This is a genomic window from Streptomyces sp. NPDC005483 (assembly GCF_040606035.1).
Taxonomy (GTDB): domain Bacteria; phylum Actinomycetota; class Actinomycetes; order Streptomycetales; family Streptomycetaceae; genus Streptomyces.
Genome location: NZ_JBEXEA010000015.1, coordinates 119,882 through 136,271 on the forward strand (window position 1 = coordinate 119,882; position 16,390 = coordinate 136,271).

At 71.4% G+C, this 16,390-nt stretch carries 13 protein-coding genes; 3 read left to right on the forward strand and 10 right to left on the reverse strand.

Annotated features, from left to right (window positions below; translation table 11 throughout):
- Positions 1-41 precede the first annotated feature (41 nt).
- Positions 42-1,160 (reverse strand): sensor histidine kinase, encoded by a 1,119-nt coding sequence (locus ABZT06_RS27680; RefSeq protein WP_355746341.1) that lies wholly within the window; start codon positions 1,158-1,160, stop codon positions 42-44.
- A 167-nt stretch (positions 1,161-1,327) separates the two neighbouring features.
- Here ABZT06_RS27680 and ABZT06_RS27685 point away from each other — a divergent pair, with 167 nt between their 5' ends.
- Positions 1,328-2,332 (forward strand): carboxymuconolactone decarboxylase family protein, encoded by a 1,005-nt coding sequence (locus ABZT06_RS27685; protein ID WP_355746344.1) that lies wholly within the window; start codon positions 1,328-1,330, stop codon positions 2,330-2,332.
- Positions 2,333-2,483: 151 nt separating this feature from the next.
- Entirely contained in the window at positions 2,484-3,149 is a 666-nt protein-coding gene (locus ABZT06_RS27690; protein WP_355746347.1) for a hypothetical protein, read from the forward strand.
- Between the two features lie 43 nt (positions 3,150-3,192).
- Here ABZT06_RS27690 and ABZT06_RS27695 read toward each other — a convergent pair whose 3' ends face one another.
- From ABZT06_RS27695 to ABZT06_RS27735, 9 genes are all read right to left on the reverse strand, one after another.
- Positions 3,193-4,743: an NCS1 family nucleobase:cation symporter-1 gene (locus ABZT06_RS27695; protein ID WP_355746350.1), complete on the reverse strand. Its 1,551-nt coding sequence runs from the start codon at positions 4,741-4,743 to the stop codon at positions 3,193-3,195.
- Between the two features lie 163 nt (positions 4,744-4,906).
- Positions 4,907-5,926, reverse strand: coding sequence for a TIGR03842 family LLM class F420-dependent oxidoreductase (locus ABZT06_RS27700; protein WP_355746353.1), 1,020 nt, complete (start codon positions 5,924-5,926; stop codon positions 4,907-4,909).
- 12 nt (positions 5,927-5,938) lie between these two features.
- Entirely contained in the window at positions 5,939-7,339 is a 1,401-nt protein-coding gene (gene hydA / locus ABZT06_RS27705; RefSeq protein ID WP_355746355.1) for a dihydropyrimidinase, read from the reverse strand.
- A gap of 99 nt (positions 7,340-7,438) precedes the next feature.
- Positions 7,439-8,281, reverse strand: coding sequence for a nitrilase-related carbon-nitrogen hydrolase (locus tag ABZT06_RS27710; protein WP_355746358.1), 843 nt, complete (start codon positions 8,279-8,281; stop codon positions 7,439-7,441).
- A gap of 327 nt (positions 8,282-8,608) precedes the next feature.
- On the reverse strand, positions 8,609-10,165 hold the full coding sequence (locus tag ABZT06_RS27715; protein WP_355746361.1) for a PucR family transcriptional regulator: 1,557 nt from the start codon (positions 10,163-10,165) through the stop codon (positions 8,609-8,611).
- Between the two features lie 23 nt (positions 10,166-10,188).
- Complete coding sequence (locus tag ABZT06_RS27720; RefSeq protein ID WP_355746365.1) at positions 10,189-11,478, reverse strand: aspartate aminotransferase family protein; 1,290 nt, start codon at positions 11,476-11,478, stop codon at positions 10,189-10,191.
- On the reverse strand, positions 11,475-12,317 hold the full coding sequence (locus tag ABZT06_RS27725) for a nitrilase-related carbon-nitrogen hydrolase (protein WP_355746368.1): 843 nt from the start codon (positions 12,315-12,317) through the stop codon (positions 11,475-11,477). Before ABZT06_RS27725 ends, ABZT06_RS27720 begins: the two co-directional genes overlap by 4 nt.
- Positions 12,318-12,498: 181 nt before the next feature.
- Positions 12,499-14,994 carry a hypothetical protein gene (locus ABZT06_RS27730; protein ID WP_355746371.1) on the reverse strand — a complete coding sequence of 832 codons (2,496 nt, stop codon included), beginning with the start codon at positions 14,992-14,994 and terminating at the stop codon, positions 12,499-12,501.
- 135 nt (positions 14,995-15,129) lie between these two features.
- Positions 15,130-15,381, reverse strand: coding sequence for a helix-turn-helix transcriptional regulator (locus ABZT06_RS27735; protein ID WP_355746374.1), 252 nt, complete (start codon positions 15,379-15,381; stop codon positions 15,130-15,132).
- Positions 15,382-15,413: 32 nt separating this feature from the next.
- Here ABZT06_RS27735 and map point away from each other — a divergent pair, with 32 nt between their 5' ends.
- Positions 15,414-16,181, forward strand: coding sequence for a type I methionyl aminopeptidase (map, locus tag ABZT06_RS27740; RefSeq protein ID WP_355746377.1), 768 nt, complete (start codon positions 15,414-15,416; stop codon positions 16,179-16,181).
- Positions 16,182-16,390 lie beyond the last annotated feature (209 nt).

Sequence of the window (16,390 nt, forward strand, 5' to 3'; positions counted from 1 at the left end):
CGCGCCGGCTCCCCCCACCCCGAGAAACCCGCCGGCCCCGCTCATCCCAACTCTCCTGCTGCCAAGGGCAGTTGGGCCCGCACCGAGAAGCCGCCCTCCTCCCGCGGCCCGGTGTGCAGGGTTCCGCCCAGTGCCGTGACGCGTTCGCGCATGCCGGTGAGACCGTGGCCGGGCTGCGGTGGGCAGTCGGGGTGCGCGGCCCCGTCGTCGTCGACGCGTATCGCCAAGTCGTCCTTGCTGTAGGCCAGTTCGACCCGCACCTTCGCCGGTCCCGCGTGCCGCGCCGCGTTCGTCAGGGACTCCTGGACGATCCGGTAGACGGCTCGGTCGAGGGGCGCGGGCAGGGCGCACTCCTCGCCCGTCACGTTCAGTTCGACGGCGAGGCCCGCCGCCCGCGCCCGCTCCACGAGCAGCGCCGGGGTGCCGGTCGGCTCGTCGGTGCGCAGGATCTCCAGCGTGGCGCGCAGCTCCCGCATGGCCTCGCCGCCCGCCTCCTGGATGGCGAGCAGGGCGGGCGGCACCTCCTCACCCCGCTTGCGCGCCAAGTGCACGGCCACGCCCGCCTGGAGCTTGACGATGGAGATGCTGTGGGTGAGGGAGTCGTGCAACTCCCGGGCTATCCGCAGGCGTTCCTCGCCGGCGCGGCGCAGCGCGGCCTCCTCCCGGGTCCGCTCGGCCTCCAGCGCACGCTGTTCGGTCTGGCGCAGATAGGCCTGCCAGTTGCGGCCGGCCAGGCCCGTCACCACCGCGCACACGAACCAGCCCGCGAGCAGCGCGGTCTTCTCGACCGACTCCTGGACCGTATGGCCCGTGATCGCGTACGCCGCGAGGAAGACCCCGCTCGCCCCCGCGGCCCAGCCCCGGTGCCCCAGCTGGGACGCCAGGTGCACGGCGGCGAAGACGGACAGCGCGCCGAGGGGCCCCGGGTGGGCGTGCAGGACGTAGGCCGCCCCGCTCACCGTGGCGACGGCCAGCATCACCAGCGGAACCGCTCGGTACAACGCGAGAGCGCCCGCGCTCACCACGAGGAGTCCGTAGTCGAGGGTGGCCGTGTCCGCGTCGAGAGCCGCCACGGTCACGACGACGGCGCCGATCACGACCACGAGGGCCAGATCGGCGAGCCGCTTGGAGGTGGCCGGGTCGACCGGGTGCCCGCTCATGCCCACACGCTAGACCGCCGTACCGACACCGGCGTCAGCCCTGTGGACAACTACTCCGCTACTCCCCCGGTAGTAGTCCCCGGCCCGGCCCGCGCTCACGGACGCAGCGCCAACTCCCTTCGGCCGTAGGACGACCGTGCCCGCGGCCGCGGCGCACGCTGCTGTGCATGTCCACACCCTTCCGTTACACCCGGCCCCTGCCGCCCAAGTCCGCCACCGGTCGTGTCGCCGAGGTCTACGAGCAGATGTCCCGCGACTTCGGCATCGACGAGCCCGTCACCTTCGTGGTCCTCTCCTCCGCACCGGAGCTCCTCGCCTCCGCGTGGGCGCTGATGCGCGAGTCCCTGATCGCCGGCCCCGGTAACCGCACCGGAAAGGAGCTGGCGGCGCTCGGCGTCTCACTGGCCAACCGGTGCCCGTTCTGCGTGGACGCGCACACCATGCTGCTGCACGCCACCGGCGACCACGCACTGGCCGAACGCGTCGCCCGAGGAGAGCGGCCGGAGAACGAGGCACACGCGCGCGTGCTGGAGTGGGGCAGGCACACACGCGTGCCGGGCGGTCTCGGAGCGGCGCCGTACCCCTTCCCGCGTGAGCACGCTCCGGGTTACCTCGGCACCGCGTTCGCCTTCCACTTCATCAACCGGATCGTGTCCGCCCTGCTCACCGAGAACCTGCTGCCGGGCAACGCCCAGCGCTTCCGGGCCGTGCGCAGTCTCGCGGGCCGCACGCTCGCCCGGACCGTGCGCCGACCCGCCCGGCCCGGCGCGTCCCTCGCGCTGCTCGACCTGCCCGACCCCGGGGAAGCGCCCGCGTGGGCGGACGGCACGCCCGTCGGGCTCGCGTACGCGGCGCTGCTCCGGGCGGCCATGGCGGGCGCCGGCCTCCTCGGCATCGACGACCAGGACCTCGTGGAGGAGACCCTGCTGGACTGGGACGGGTCGCACCCGCCGCTCGACCTGAGCGGCCTCCCCGACCGGCGGGAGCGTCCCGGTGCGCGTCTGGTGCTGCTGGCCGCGCTCGCGCCGTACCGGATCACCGACGACGACGTGGCGGCCTGGCGACGGCCGGAGCACACCGACCACTGTCTGGTGCACCTCGTGGCATACGGAGCGTTTCTCGCCGTGGACCGCATCGAATCGGCCCTCTACCGCCCCATCGCCCGGACATAAACGGACACATGACGCATCGACGGCGGGGCTCGGTGACGGCACCGGTACGGAGCGAGTTCGCACTTCCGCCCCACAGGGAGACATGTGAAACTGGCGACCCGTCCGCAGTGCGGACCCGTCCGCACCGTCCGTCCCCCACGAAAAGTGCGCCGTGCGAACTCTTTCCCTGCCGCTCGCGCTCACCGCGCGCATCTCGCCCGTCGTCGTGCTCGCCGCCGCGGGCTGGTCGCTGACGTCGGGCCCGGCCACGACGCCGGCCACACAGAAGGAGTCGGCACCGCAGTCCGCCGCCGAGTCCCCGTCGGGCTCCTCCACGGCTGCCGCCGCGAAGAAGTACACCGCCGCGCCCGCACCCTGCGGCAGCATCAGCGCGGCGACCGTCAAGTCACTCGTGCCGGGCGCCAAGACGGCCGGCAAGGAGATCCCCTCGACGGACACGTCACTGCGCCGCACGTGCTCCTGGAACGCGCTCAAGGGGTACGACTACCGCTGGCTGGACGTGTCCTTCGAGATCACGGAGTCCGACGACGCGGCCGCCAAGTCGTACAAGGAGAACATCGCCGAGAAGAGCGGCGGCGGCACCGTCCCCGGGGTCGGCGACGCGGGGTACTCGGTGGTGAACCTCACCACCGAGGACAAGCAGCAGACCCGTGAGGGCGTGGTCATGATCCAGGCGTCCAACGCGCTGGTGACCGTGACCTACAACGGCAGTGACTTCGAGTCGAAGAAGGCGCCCAGCACGGACGAGATCAACAAGGGCGCCATCAAGGCCGCCAAGGAGGCCGTGGCGGCGCTGCAGAGCGGTCAGAAGGCCTGAACGGGCAGCTTCCGACCGCTCTCCACGCACGCGTAGCGACCTGTCAGGCCGCGATGCCCTCCTGTTCCCTTCCCTTCGGCAGCATCAGCGCGATGTACAGCAGCAGGGACGCGCCCAGGCCCACCGCCCAGCCGTAGTCGGCCAGCGGCTTGAGGAACGGGATCAGACCGTCGGTCGGGAACGGCCCGGACTTCTTGCCGTCCGCGCCCACGGCCGAGTACGAGCCGCCGACCGCGAGCAGACCGCCGACCACGAAGGCGACGATCGCCCGCCAGTTCCAGCCGTTGGTGTACCAGTAGCGGCCGCCGGGCGTGTAGAGGTCCGCCAGGTGCAGGACCGTGCGCCGGACGATCCAGTAGTCGGCGATGAGGATGCCCGCGACCGTGCCGAGCAGACCGCCGACCACCCCGAGCCAGGTGAAGATGTAGAACTCCGGGGTGGAGATCAGCTTCCACGGGAAGATCAGGATGCCGACGACGCCCGTGATCAGCGCGCCCGTACGGAAGTTGATGAACTTCGGCGCCAGATTGGACAGGTCGTACGCCGGTGAGACCACGTTCGCCGCGATGTTCACGGAGATCGTGGCGACCAGCACGATGACGAGTGCGAAGAGCAGACCGAAGGCGTTGTCCGTCTTGGCGGCCAGCGCGACCGGGTCCCAGATGGCCTCGCCGTAGACGGCCTCGGAGCCGGAGGTGACGAGCACGGCGAGGACCGCGAAGAGGGTCATCGTGGTCGGCAGCCCCAGGGACTGTCCCCAGGTCTGCGCCTTCTGGCTGGCACCGAAGCGGGTGAAGTCGGGGATGTTCAGCGACAGAGTGGCCCAGAAGCCGATCATGCCCATGAGCGAGGGGAAGAAGACAGGCCAGAAGTCGGCGCCCCAGCCGAGCTTGGACGGCTGGTCGAGCAGCGCGCCGAAGCCGTCCGCCTTGACCGCGATCCAGATCAGCAGCACGAGTGCGCCGGCGATCACGAAGGGCGCGGCCCAGTTCTCGAAGTGCCGCAGGAAGTCCATGCCGCGGTAGATGATCGCGATCTGGAGGGCCCAGAACAGCAGGAAGCACAGCCACAGGGGCCAGGGGTTGCCGGCGATCTTGGCCGCGTCCTCCCAGTGGCCGCCGGTGAGCTTGGAGCCCAGCGCGAAGATGCCGCTGCCGCCGATCCAGGTCTGGATGCCGAACCAGCCGCAGGCCACCGCGGCCCGGATCAGCGCCGGGATGTTGGCGCCGCGCAGCCCGAAGGAGGCGCGGGCGAGCACCGGGAAGGGGATGCCGTACTTGGGTCCGGCGTGCCCGGTGGCCAGCATCGGCAGCAGCACGATGATGTTGGCCAGGGCGATGGTGAAGACGGCCTGCTTCCAGTCCATGCCGAGCGCGACCAGGCCGGAGGCCAGGGTCCAGCTGGGGATGCAGTGCGCCATGGAGATCCACAGGGCCGCGAAGTTGTACGTCGTCCACTTGCGCTCGGAGACCGGTACGGGGCGCAGGTCCTCGTTGGCGAAGGGGCTGTCGGCGGGGAATGCCTCGGGGGCGAGCTCGACGCGGCCGCCGGCTGAGTGCGGTATCGGCGACCCCGTGGGGACTGTTTCGGTCATGGGCAGGCCAATCGATCAGGACGGGACGGGATAGGCCGTGCGGGGGCCTCGGGCGGGACCGGGGACGGGCGGGGAGGCCTTTCCCGGTCCCGCCACCCCTCCCCGGGACGACGGGGAGGGGGGACAAGGAGTGGGGGGTCGGTCGAGCGGTGTGCGATCCGGGTCAGGAGGTGAGGGCGGGGATGACCTGGGAACCGTAGGCGTCGATGGTCGCTTCCTGCGCGTCGTGCATGTCGTAGACGGCGAACTGGTCGACGCCGAGCTCACGCAGCGCGTTCAGCTTCTCGATGTGCTTCTCGACCGGTCCGATGACGCAGAACCGGTCGACGATCTCGTCGGGCACGAAGGCGGTGTCCGGGTTGTCGGTGCGCCCGTGGTGCGAGTAGTCGTACCCCTCACGTGCCTTGATGTAGTCCGTCAGCTCGTCGGGGACGGCGGCCGAGTGCTCGCCGTACTTGGAGACCAGGTCGGCGACGTGGTTGCCGACCATCCCGCCGAACCAGCGGCACTGCTCGCGCGCGTGGGCGAGCGCCTCGGGCGAGTCGTCCTCGGTGACGTAGGCGGGGGCGGCGACGCAGATCTTGACCTCGGCAGGGTCTCGCCCCGCGGCGACGGCCGCGTCCTTGACGGCCTTCACCATGTACTCGGTGAGGTACAGGTCGGCCAGTTGGAGGATGAACCCGTCGGCCTCCTCGCCGGTCATCTTCAGCGCCTTGGGCCCGTACGCCGCCATCCATACGGGAAGTTCGGCGCCCTCCTTGATCCACGGGAACCTGATCACCGTGCCGCCGAGGTCGGCCTCCTGGCCGGAGCCGAGCGCCCTGATGACCTTCATGGCCTCGCTGATGCGGGCCAGCGTGTTGGGCGTACGGCCCGCGACGCGCATCGCGGAGTCGCCGCGGCCGATGCCGCAGACCGTGCGGTTGCCGAACATGTCGTTGAGGGTGGCGAAGGTGGAGGCGGTCACCTCCCAGGTACGGGTGCCCGGGTTGGTGACCATCGGGCCGACCTTCAGCTTCGAGGTGTTGGACAGGATCTGGCTGTAGATCACGAACGGCTCCTGCCAGAGCACGGCGGAGTCGAACGTCCACCCGTACGTGAAGCCGTTGCGTTCGGCCCGCTTCATCAGGCTGATGACCTTCGAGGCGGGCGGATCCGTCTGCAGGACGAGTCCGAAGTCCATGTGGCGCCACTCCTAGTTGAGGTACTGACAGGTGGAGCGGGGGGTGTAGGCGCCGTGCCCGGCTTGCCCGGTGTACTCCCGCTCGGTGATGACGAGTTCGCCGCGCGAGAGAACCGTCTCGACCCGGCCGGTGAGGCGCCTGCCCTCGTAGGCCGAGTAGTCGACGTTCATGTGGTGGGTCTCGGCGGAGATGATCTGCTCGGCGTGCGGGTCGTAGATGACGACGTCGGCGTCGGCGCCCGGGGCGATGGTGCCCTTCTTCGGGTACATGCCGAACATCCGGGCCGGGGTGGCGCAGGCGATCTCGATCCAGCGCCGGCGCGAGATGTGTCCGTCGACGACGCCCTGGTGGAGCAGGTCCATGCGGTTCTCGACGCCGGGAAGGCCGTTGGGGATCTTCGAGAAGTCGCCGCGGCCGAGTTCCTTCTGCCCGACGAAGCAGAAGGGGCAGTGGTCGGTGGAGACGACCTGGAGGTCGTTGGTCCGCAGGCCCTGCCACAGCTTGGCCTGGTGCTCCTTGGGCCTGAGCGGGGTGCTGCACACGTACTTCGAGCCCTCGAAGTCCGGCTCGGCGAGGTTGTCCGTCGACAGGAACAGGTACTGCGGGCAGGTCTCGCCGAAGACGTTGAGCCCCTCGTCACGCGCGCGTGCCAGCTCGGCCACCGCCTCCATGGCCGAGACGTGCACGACGTAGAGCGGGGCGCCGGCGACCTGCGCGAGCTTGATGGCGCGGTGGGTGGCCTCGGCCTCGAGGAGGGCCTTGCGCACCTCCCCGTGGTAGCGCGGGTCGGTCTCGCCGCGGGCCAGCGCCTGCTCGACCAGGACGTCGATCGCGATGCCGTTCTCGGCGTGCATCATGATCAGGCCGCCGTTCTCGGCGGAGCGCTGCATGGCGCGCAGGATCTGGCCGTCGTCGGAGTAGAAGACGCCCGGGTAGGCCATGAACTGCTTGAAGGAGGTGACCCCTTCCTCCACCAGCAGGTCCATCTCCTTGAGCGTGTCCTGGTTCACGTCGGAGACGATCATGTGGAAGCCGTAGTCGATGGCGCAGTTGCCCTCGGCCTTGGCGTGCCAGGCGTCCAGGCCCTCGCGCAGGGAGTGGCCGACGCTCTGCACCGCGAAGTCGACGATGGTCGTCGTACCGCCCCAGGCGGCGGCCCGGGTACCGGTCTCGAAGGTGTCGGAGGCGAAGGTGCCGCCGAAGGGCAGCTCCATGTGGGTGTGGGCGTCGACGCCACCGGGGATGACGTACTTTCCGGTGGCGTCGATCGTGCGGTCCGCGGTCCAGCTCTGGGTACCGGGCACGGCGAGGGCGGCGATGCGGCCGTCCTCGATCAGCACGTCGGCGTGGATCTCGTCGGACGCGGTGATGACGAGGCCACCGCGGATGACGGTACGGCTGCGGCTGCTCATACTCCCTCTCCTGCAAACGGTGATCGGATGAGTTCCGGTCGTCTGTGGCTGGTCGCGCAGTTCCCCGCGCCCCTGAGGGCGCGGGTGTGCGCGTCGTGATTACGGAGCGGTCAGCGGGGGGTACGCGTCCGGGCGGCGGTCCCGGTAGAACTGCCAGCGGTCGCGGACCTCCCGCAGCTTGGCCATGTCCAGATCGCGGACGACCAGTTCGGTCTCCTTGTCGCTCGCCACCTCGCCGACGAACTGGGCCTCCGGGTCGACGAAGTACGTCGTCCCGTAGAAGTCGTTGTCGCCGAGTTCCTCCACGCCCACCCGGTTGATCGCGCCGACGAAGTACTCGTTGGCGACGGCCGCGGCCGGCTGTTCCAGCTGCCACAGGTAGGCCGACAGTCCGCGCGAGGTGGCCGACGGGTTGAAGACGATCTCGGCGCCCGCGAGGCCCAACGCCCGCCAGCCCTCCGGGAAGTGGCGGTCGTAGCAGATGTAGACGCCGATCTTCCCGACCTTGGTGTCGAAGATCGGCCACCCCAGATTGCCGGGGCGGAAGTAGAACTTCTCCCAGAATCCAGGCACTTGGGGAATGTGGTGCTTGCGGTACTTGCCGAGGTACGAGCCGTCCGCGTCGATCACGGCGGCGGTGTTGTAGAGGACGCCGGGTTGCTCCTCCTCGTACATCGGCAGGATGAGGACGATGCCCAACTCCTTGGCCAGCGACTGGAATCGCTTGACGATGGGCCCGTCCGGGATCTGCTCGGCGTACTCGTAGAACGCCTTGTCCTGGACCTGGCAGAAGTACGGCCCGTAGAACAGCTCCTGGAAGCACAGGACCTGAGCACCCTGCGCGGCCGCGTCCCGGGCCGCCTGCTCGTGTACCTGGATCATCGACTCCTTGTCGCCCGTCCACGCGGTCTGGAAGAGGGCGGCACGAATCACTCTGCTCATCGGGACCTCCGGTCGCTCGGTGTGCTGGGGCGGGCGTCGGAAGTGCCCTCGTCCGCCCGCGGGCACTGCGGCGTCCGGTGCGTGCTCTCGGCGTGCCGCGCGCAAGCCCTCGTACTGGATGTACTTGGGCTTGTGCGCGGTGCGGCGAGAGGGCGTGCCGGGCGTCGCGGGGCAGAGGGCACTTCCGACGCCCGCCCCAGAAGACTAGGAAGTCCGAAAACTGGCTTTGAGTTGCAGCGTGTCACGTCTGCGGGCATGCGGCGTGCCACGGTGTCACCCTCTCGTGAGCCCATGTTTCACCGCCGTTTTCCCAGGTCGTGGCATGTTTCAGCCCTGTTGCGCGTCGTGTGCGAGGAGCGCGATGTGCACGGAGGCGGCCTGCTCGAAATCGTCCAGGTCGACACCCAGCCGGCCCTGTATCGCTTCCAGCCGGCGGTAGAGCGCGGGCCGGGAGACGTGGTGGAGCTGGGCGGTGCGGGACTTGTTGCGGCCGGTGGCGAGATAGGTGCGCAGGACGGCCAGCAGGCCCTCCCCCGGGCCCGAGTCGCACAACAGCCCGTCCAGCTCGCGCTCCGCGAAGGACTGCACGTGCGGGTCGTCGCGCAGCAGCCGGATCAGGCCGCGCAGGTGGACGTCCTTGAGGCGGACGACGGCCGGGAGGTCGAGTACCCCTGAGGCGACGGCGTCCGCGACATGCCGTGCCTCACGCATCCCGGCGGGCACGTCGTCCCAGGCGCTCCTGGGGTCGGCGGCGGCCACCACCGTCCCCGTCAGCCGGGCCGCGAAGTTGGCCGTGAGCACCGTGGCGTCCTGGTCGCGGGCCAGGCTCAGCAGGACGGCGGTGGCCCCGTCGGCGAGTTCGGCGACGATTCCGGGCAGCCCCAACAGCCGTAGCACTCGGTCGAGTTCGGCCGGATCGCCGTCCCGTACAACGAGTGGGACGAAGGTGCGCCGGTTGACGGGCAGTCCGGCCGCCCGCGCGCGGGGCAGCAGCTGCCGGGCCGGTACGACGCCGCTGACCAGGTCGGTGAGCAGGCTCTGGGCGGACTGTTCCTCCCAGGTGTGGGCGGAGGCGCCGCCGAGCATCCGGTGCAGGACGAGGGACTCGGCGGCGCGGTCGGCGAGCAGGCGTCCGGTGGCGGTGTCACCGCGGTAGCCGCACAGCATGATCTGGCCCCAGCGCTCCCCGCGCCCGCCCAGTTCGGCGCGGATCCAGCCGTCGCCCTCGCTGCCGCCGGCCTGACGGGCGATGCGCTCCCAGTCGCGCAGCACGTCGTCCACCGCGGACCGCTCCCCCGCGGTGGCGAGGACGCGGTGGGCGAGGTTGGTGACGACGACCGGGCAGCCGCTGTGGCGGGCGATCTCGTCCAGCATCCGCTGGAGCGGGGCGCCCGCGGTGATGAGGCCGGTGAGGGCGGTGCGTACGGCCTCGGACATGCTGACGGCGGCGAACTTCCGCCGTACCAGCCGGGCCTGGACCTCCTCCGTCAACTCGGCGAAGGGGAAGGGCCGGTGCAGGACGACCATGGGCAGCCCGCACCGCTCGGCGGCCCGGCGCATCACGTCCGGCGGGGTGGGGAAGGCGCGACCGAGTCCGAGCACCACGGCCGCGGCCTCCGCGCGGTGCAGGGACCGGATGTACTCGGCCTGCTTGTCGTCGTCACCGGCGAGCAGCACACCGGTGGTGAGGACCATCTCGCCGCCGCTGAGCATCACGCCGACGTCGGCGGCCTCGGCCACGTGCACCCAGCGCACGGCCCGGTCGAGCTGGCTCGCACCGGCCACCACCTCGGGCTCCCCGGCGAGGACCCGTTCCAGCATGAGGACCTGGCGGACCGACAGGGTCGGCTCCAGGGACTCCAGGGGCTCCAAGGTGGTGCTCATGACGGTGTTCCCTTGCTGTGGACCTACTGGCTGGTGCTCCTCAGAGCGTGTTCGAGGATCGCGGCGCCCTCTTCGGCCTCCGCGACGGTCAGGGACAGGGGCGGGGCGATCCTGAGGGCGCTGGTGTTGTGCCCGCCGCCCTTGCCGAGGAGCAGCCCCTCGGCGCGGGCCGCCTCGAGGACGGCGGACGCGGCCTGCGGGTCGGCCTCGTCGGTGCCGGGCTTCACCAGCTCGACGCCGAGCATGAGCCCACGCCCGCGCACCTCCCGTACGCCCGGAATCTGCGCGGAGACCGCCCGCAGCCGCTCGAGGAGCAGTCCGCCGACGCGCCGGGCGTTGCCCTGGAGGTCGTGTTCCAGCAGGTACGTGAGGTTCGCGAGGCCGGCCGCCATGGTGACCTGGGTGCCGCCGAAGGTCGAAATGCTGTTGGAGTCGAGGCAGTTCATGATGTCGGCGCGGGCCACCACCCCGCCGATGGACATGCCGTTGCCGATGCCCTTGGCGAAGGTGAGGATGTCCGGCGGGCCGTTCTGGTCGTGTGCCTGCCAGCCCCAGAAGTGGTCGCCGGTGCGGCCCCATCCGGTCTGCACCTCGTCGGCGATCCAGAGGATGCCCCGCTCCTGGAGCACCTCGCGGAAAGCGGCGTAGAGGCCGTCGGGCGGCGAGGTGAAGCCGCCGACGCCCTGGATCGGCTCGGCGATCAGGGCGGCGGGCGGCCGGGTGTGGCCGAGGAGGTCCTTGAGGTCGTCGACGCAGGCGGCGATGAAGTCGTCGTCGTTCAGGGACGCGTACGGGCCGCGGGTCCGCACGCCTCCGTGGACGTACAGCGTCTGGAGCGGGGACAGCGAGGTGGGGGACCAGCCGCGGTTGCCGGTGATGCCGACCGCGCTGAAGGAGCGGCCGTGGTAACTGTTGCGCATCGCCAGGATCGTGTTGCTGCGGCGATAGGTCGTGGCGAGCAGCAGGGCCGTGTCGTTGGCCTCGGTGCCGGAGGTCGTGAAGAACACCCGGGCGTCCGGGATGCCGGACAACTGGCTGATCCTCTCGGCCATTTCGACCATGGGCCGGTTGAGGTACAGCGTGGACGAGTGGATGATCCTCCCGGCCTGCTCGCTCACCGCTTTGGTGACCTCGGGCAGGGCGTGCGCGGTCATCGTCGTCAAGATGCCGCCGAAGAAGTCGAGGTACTTGTTGCCCTCGGAGTCCCACACGTGCCGGCCCTCGCCGTGCGTGATCTCCAGCGGCTCCTCGTAGTAGAGGGCGAGCCAGTCGGGCAGCACGGCCCGGTGACGTCCCAGCAGGTCCTCGGTCACGGCTGCACCAGCCCCTCGTATGCGTCGGGGCGGCGGTCGCGGTAGAAGGCCCACTGCTGCCGCACGTCCTCGATGAGGTCGAAGTCCAGGTCGCGGACGACCAGTTCCTCCTCCTTGTCGCTCGCCGTCTCCCCCACGAACTGGCCGCGCGGGTCGACGAAGTACGACGTCCCGTAGAAGTCGTTGTCGCCGTACTCCTCGACACCGACCCGGTTGATGGCGGCGACGAAGTACTCGTTGGCGACGGCGGCCGCGGGCTGCTCCAGGCGCCACAGGTGGGAGGACAGGCCCCGGTGGGTGGCGGACGGGTTGTAGACGAGCTGGGCGCCGTTGAGGCCGAGCTGGCGCCAGCCCTCCGGGAAGTGGCGGTCGTAGCAGATGTAGACGCCGACCTTGCCGACGGCGGTGTCGAAGACGGGCCAGCCGAGGTTACCGGGCTTGAAGTAGTACTTCTCCCAGAAGCCCTTGACCTGCGGGATGTGGTGCTTTCGGTACTTGCCGAGGACGCTGCCGTCGGCGTCGATCACGACCGCGGTGTTGTAGTAGAAGCCGGACTGCTCGACCTCGAACACCGGCACGACGATCACCATGCCGGTCTCGCGGGCGAGTTCCTGCATACGACTGGTGGTGGGGCCGTCCGGCACCGGCTCGGCCCAGCGGTAGTGCTCCGGTTCCTGGACCTGGCAGAAGTAGGGGGCGTTGAACACTTCCTGGAACCCGATGATCTTCGCGCCCTGTCGGGCCGCCTCGCGGGCGTGCTCCTCGTGTTTCGCCACCATGGACTCGGTGTCGCCGGTCCAGGTGGCCTGGACCAGAGCGGCACGTACGACGTTGGCCATGAGCTGCTCCTTCGGCGGGGACGTCAGAGCCTCTACGCCCGTAGAGGGGGCCGTAGAGGGACGAACGTAAGCCTCCTGGAGAGGCTTGCCAAGACCATCGTCGTTAACCGGCGAAGTCGATCACGTTTCACACTCCAGTGGAGGAGTGACGTGCCCGGTCAGCGGGCTTGTGAGGGACCTGTCAGGCGGAGAATCCGGCGACGCGCAGGGCGTGCACCAGGTCCCAGTGCCGCTCGTCCGAGACGCCTCGCGCGGCGGCCAGGAGGAGCGGTACGAGGGTCCCCGGGCCGGGCTCGGCGCTGCGGGCCGCCTCCTCGGGGGTGCGGACGCGGACGTAGGCGTCGAGAAGCGCGGTGACCTCACGACGGCGGCCCTCGGCGACCAGCCCGAGCACGGCCGCGCCGATCTCGCCGGCGGGCCGTGCGACGCCCTGCCGCAGGATCTGCTCCCCGTCCGTGTCCCGCCCGGCCGCGACCAGCGCGTCCGCGGCGGCCACCAGTCGCTCGGCGGGCAGCGAGGCGGCCTCCCACAGCAGGGTCACCCAGTCGGCGCCGAGCCCGGCGTGCTGGAGCTCCGCGGCGAGCAGCGGAAAACGGTCGGCGGGCCAGTGGGCGACCTCGGCGAGCACGGCGTGCGCCTCGCCGGTACGCCCCTCCGAGCGCAGCCGCACCAGCGCCGCGACCGTCTCGGCGGTCTCCCGCCGCGCCACCACGTCCGACGGCTCGGCACCCTGCCCCGTACTCGCCTCCGGTGCTCGCGCGGCCCCGGCGAAACGAGCCCCGCGCGGGCGCCGCCCCTTCGCCACGGGCGCGGTGGGCAGATCGGGCACGGCAGCCGGGGGTACGACGACGGGGGCACCGCCCTCCTCGGCCACACCGGCGAAACGAGCACCGCCTCGCCGACGCTTGCGCTTTGCCTCCGGCGGTGGGGCGGTGGGGGTGGGCTGCTGCGGGGGATCGATGTCGGGGCGGGTGGCCTGGGCGGGAGCCTGCGGATACGGGGCGTAGGCCGGGTGGGGGTCGTCGGGGCGGCGGAGCTGGTGCGGGCCGGGGTGGGTCGGTTCGGCGGGGGCTGTGGGGTGCGGGGCGTGTCCGGGACGGGCGACTTCGGCGGGGCCGGGATGTCGCGGCGCGCGTCCGCGGGTGTCGGCCTCTGCGGGAGCCGTCGGCTGCGGCGCGTGTCCGGGACGGGCCGCTTCTGCGGGGCCGGGGCGCTGGGGCGCGTACCCGGGGGCTTCCTCCCAGGCAGGAGTCAGGGGCTGCGGAGCGTGTCCTGGACGCGCCGCTTCGGCTGGACCGGGGCGCTGCGGCGCGTGTCCCGATGCATCCGCCCAGACGGGAGCCGTCGACTGCGAGGCGTGTCCGGGGCGGGCCGCTTCGGCGGCGCCAGGGCGCTGGGGCGCGTGTCCGGGGGCTTCCTCCCAGGCAGGAGTCAGGGGCTGCGGAGCGTGTCCTGGACGCGCCGCTTCGGCTGGACCGGGGCGCTGCGGCGCGTGTCCCGCTGCGTCCGCCCAGACGGGAGCCGTCGACTGCGGGGCGTGTCCGGGGCGGGCCACTTCGGCTGGGCCGGGGCGCCGCGGCGCGTGCCCGGGGGCTTCCTCCCAGGCAGGAGCCGTCGGGTGCAGAGGCTGTCCCGCGCGGGCCGCTCCGGTCGAGGTGGGCCATTGCGGTGCGTGTCCTACGTGGGGCGCTTCGGCGTCCGTGGCCGACGTGGCGTCGCGCTGCTGTGGCATGTTCGGGAACTCGACGCTTCCGCCGCCGGCTCCGCGGGCGCCGGTCTCGTGGCCGCCGCGCCCATGCCGTGCGGTCTCGTGGCTGTGGCCCCCGGTGGCGGCATCCTCGTAGCCGCCGGGCTCCCTCCCACGGCCCCCTGTGTCCGCGGCTCCATGACCGCCGACTCCGGCGGGGCCGCCCCCGTAGCTTCCGGCACTCCTGCCGCCCCCGGCGCCGCCCGCTGCGTGCTCTCCGCCCTCGGCGGGGCCCTCACCGTAACCACTACCGAGCCCGTGCCCGCCGACCTCAGAGCCACCGGCCCCATGTCCGTCGCCCTCAGCGGCCCCGCTCCTGTAGCCACCGAGCCAACGCCCACCGACCCCACGCCCGCCGCCCCCGAACGCCCCACCCTCCGCGCCCTGCCCCCGTCGGATGGCCCGGGCCTGGTCGTCCAGCGCGCGGTGGTCCAACTCGGTCATCCGGGACTGGAGTTCGGCGCACCGCCGGACCGCGCGTTCGTGGTCGTCGCGGGCCCAGGCGAGGTCCAGGCGGATGGCGTCGGCCTCCTCCTGGGTGGTGGCGGTGGCGATCCTGCGGCCCAGTTCGGCCTGCCGTTCCGCGGCGTAGCGCTGTTCGCGGAGCATGACGTCGAAGCGGTCACCGAGGGCGTCCCGGCCGCCGGGGCGGGCGTCGTGGGCGGCCTGGGCGGCGGCGTGCAGGGGGCGGGCGCGCTCCGCCTCGGCGTGGGCCACCTCGGGGCCGTACTCCGCGGCGAGGTCTTGCAGGAGCGCCTCCACCACGTCCCAGGGCGGCACTTCACGGCCGTCGAGGCAGGCCTGCATACCGTCCGGGTCGCGCTGCCAGAACACCGCGCACCAACCGGCGCCCTGATCCAGCCGCGCCAGCACACCCTCCAGGTAGGCCACGAACTCCCGCATCCGACCCGGGAGTTGATCCACTGCCATCGCTCAACTCCCGTTAGACCGGAGCACTCCGGTCCGTAAGGCAACACCAGCAGTGTTACGAACGGGCTACAGCCAGTTTGCAAAGGAGCAGCAGGAGTCTCCTGGCGCCACTGCCGGCCGGTGAGCGAACTCCCGTCACACGCCCGCCGGCTCGCACAGTTGGGCCAGTTCGTCCATGGACAGCCCGAGCGCCCGGGCGAGCGCGGCCACCGTGAAGAACGCCGGGGTCGGAGCCCGCCCGGTCTCGATCTTCCGGAGGGTCTCCGGAGAGATCCCGGCGCTCGCCGCGACCTCGGTCATGCTGCGGCCGCCGCGGGCCTCGCGGAGCAGCCGGCCGAGCCGCTCGCCGCGTTCGCGTTCTTCGGGAGTGAGAGGGGTGCGCACCATGCCCCCATTCTAATACCGGTATAGTAATTGGCATGGTGGAGCTGAAGACGAACACATCGATCGATGCCATGTACGAGGCCGGACAGGTGGTCGGGCGCGCCCTGACCGCCGTACAGAAGGCCGCTGACGTGGGTGTTTCCCTGCTGGAACTGGACGAGGTGGCGCGGGAGGTGCTGCGGGAGGCCGGGGCGGCCTCCCCCTTCCTGGGCTATCGCCCCTCCTTCGCCTCCACGCCCTTCCCCGCGGTCATCTGCGCCTCTGTGAACGACGCGATCGTGCACGGCATCCCGACCGGCTACCGGCTGCGCGACGGCGACCTGGTCTCGATCGACTGCGGTGCCCAACTCGGCGGCTGGGCCGGTGACTCGGCGATCAGCTTCAGCGTGGGCAGGCCGCGCGCCGACGACGTACGGCTGATCGAGACCGCGGAGCGGGCCCTCGCGGCCGGGATCGCGGCGGCGGTCGTGGGCAACCGCATCGGCGACATCGCGCACGCCATCGGCACGGTGTGCCGGGACGGCGGCTACGGCATCATGGACGACTTCGGCGGACACGGCATCGGTCGTCGTATGCACGAGGACCCCCCGGTGCCGAACGAGGGGCGCCCGGGGCGGGGGCTCGCGCTGCGGCACGGCATGGTGCTCGCGATCGAGCCGATGCTCATCGCCGGCGGCACGGACGAGTACCACACGGCCCCGGACGGCTGGACGCTGAAGACGAACGACGGCTCGCGCGCGGCGCACACCGAGCACACCGTGGCCATCACCGACGCGGGACCACGGGTCCTGACGGCGCGCTGAGCGGGTCCCCCGTGAGGTGGTCGGTGGACCGGTGTCGCCCGCCGACCGCTGAAAGTGCCCCGCTCCCCCATCCGTGCGAAGGTGTAACCGGCTGACACCCGGGTTACCCGGCCCCCGCACGTCGATCAGCGAGGGTGTCCCCGGCCCTCCCCCAAGCCTCGAACGGGCTCAGCCCGGGGGGACCCCCATGGGGATGCCGGATGGGAACG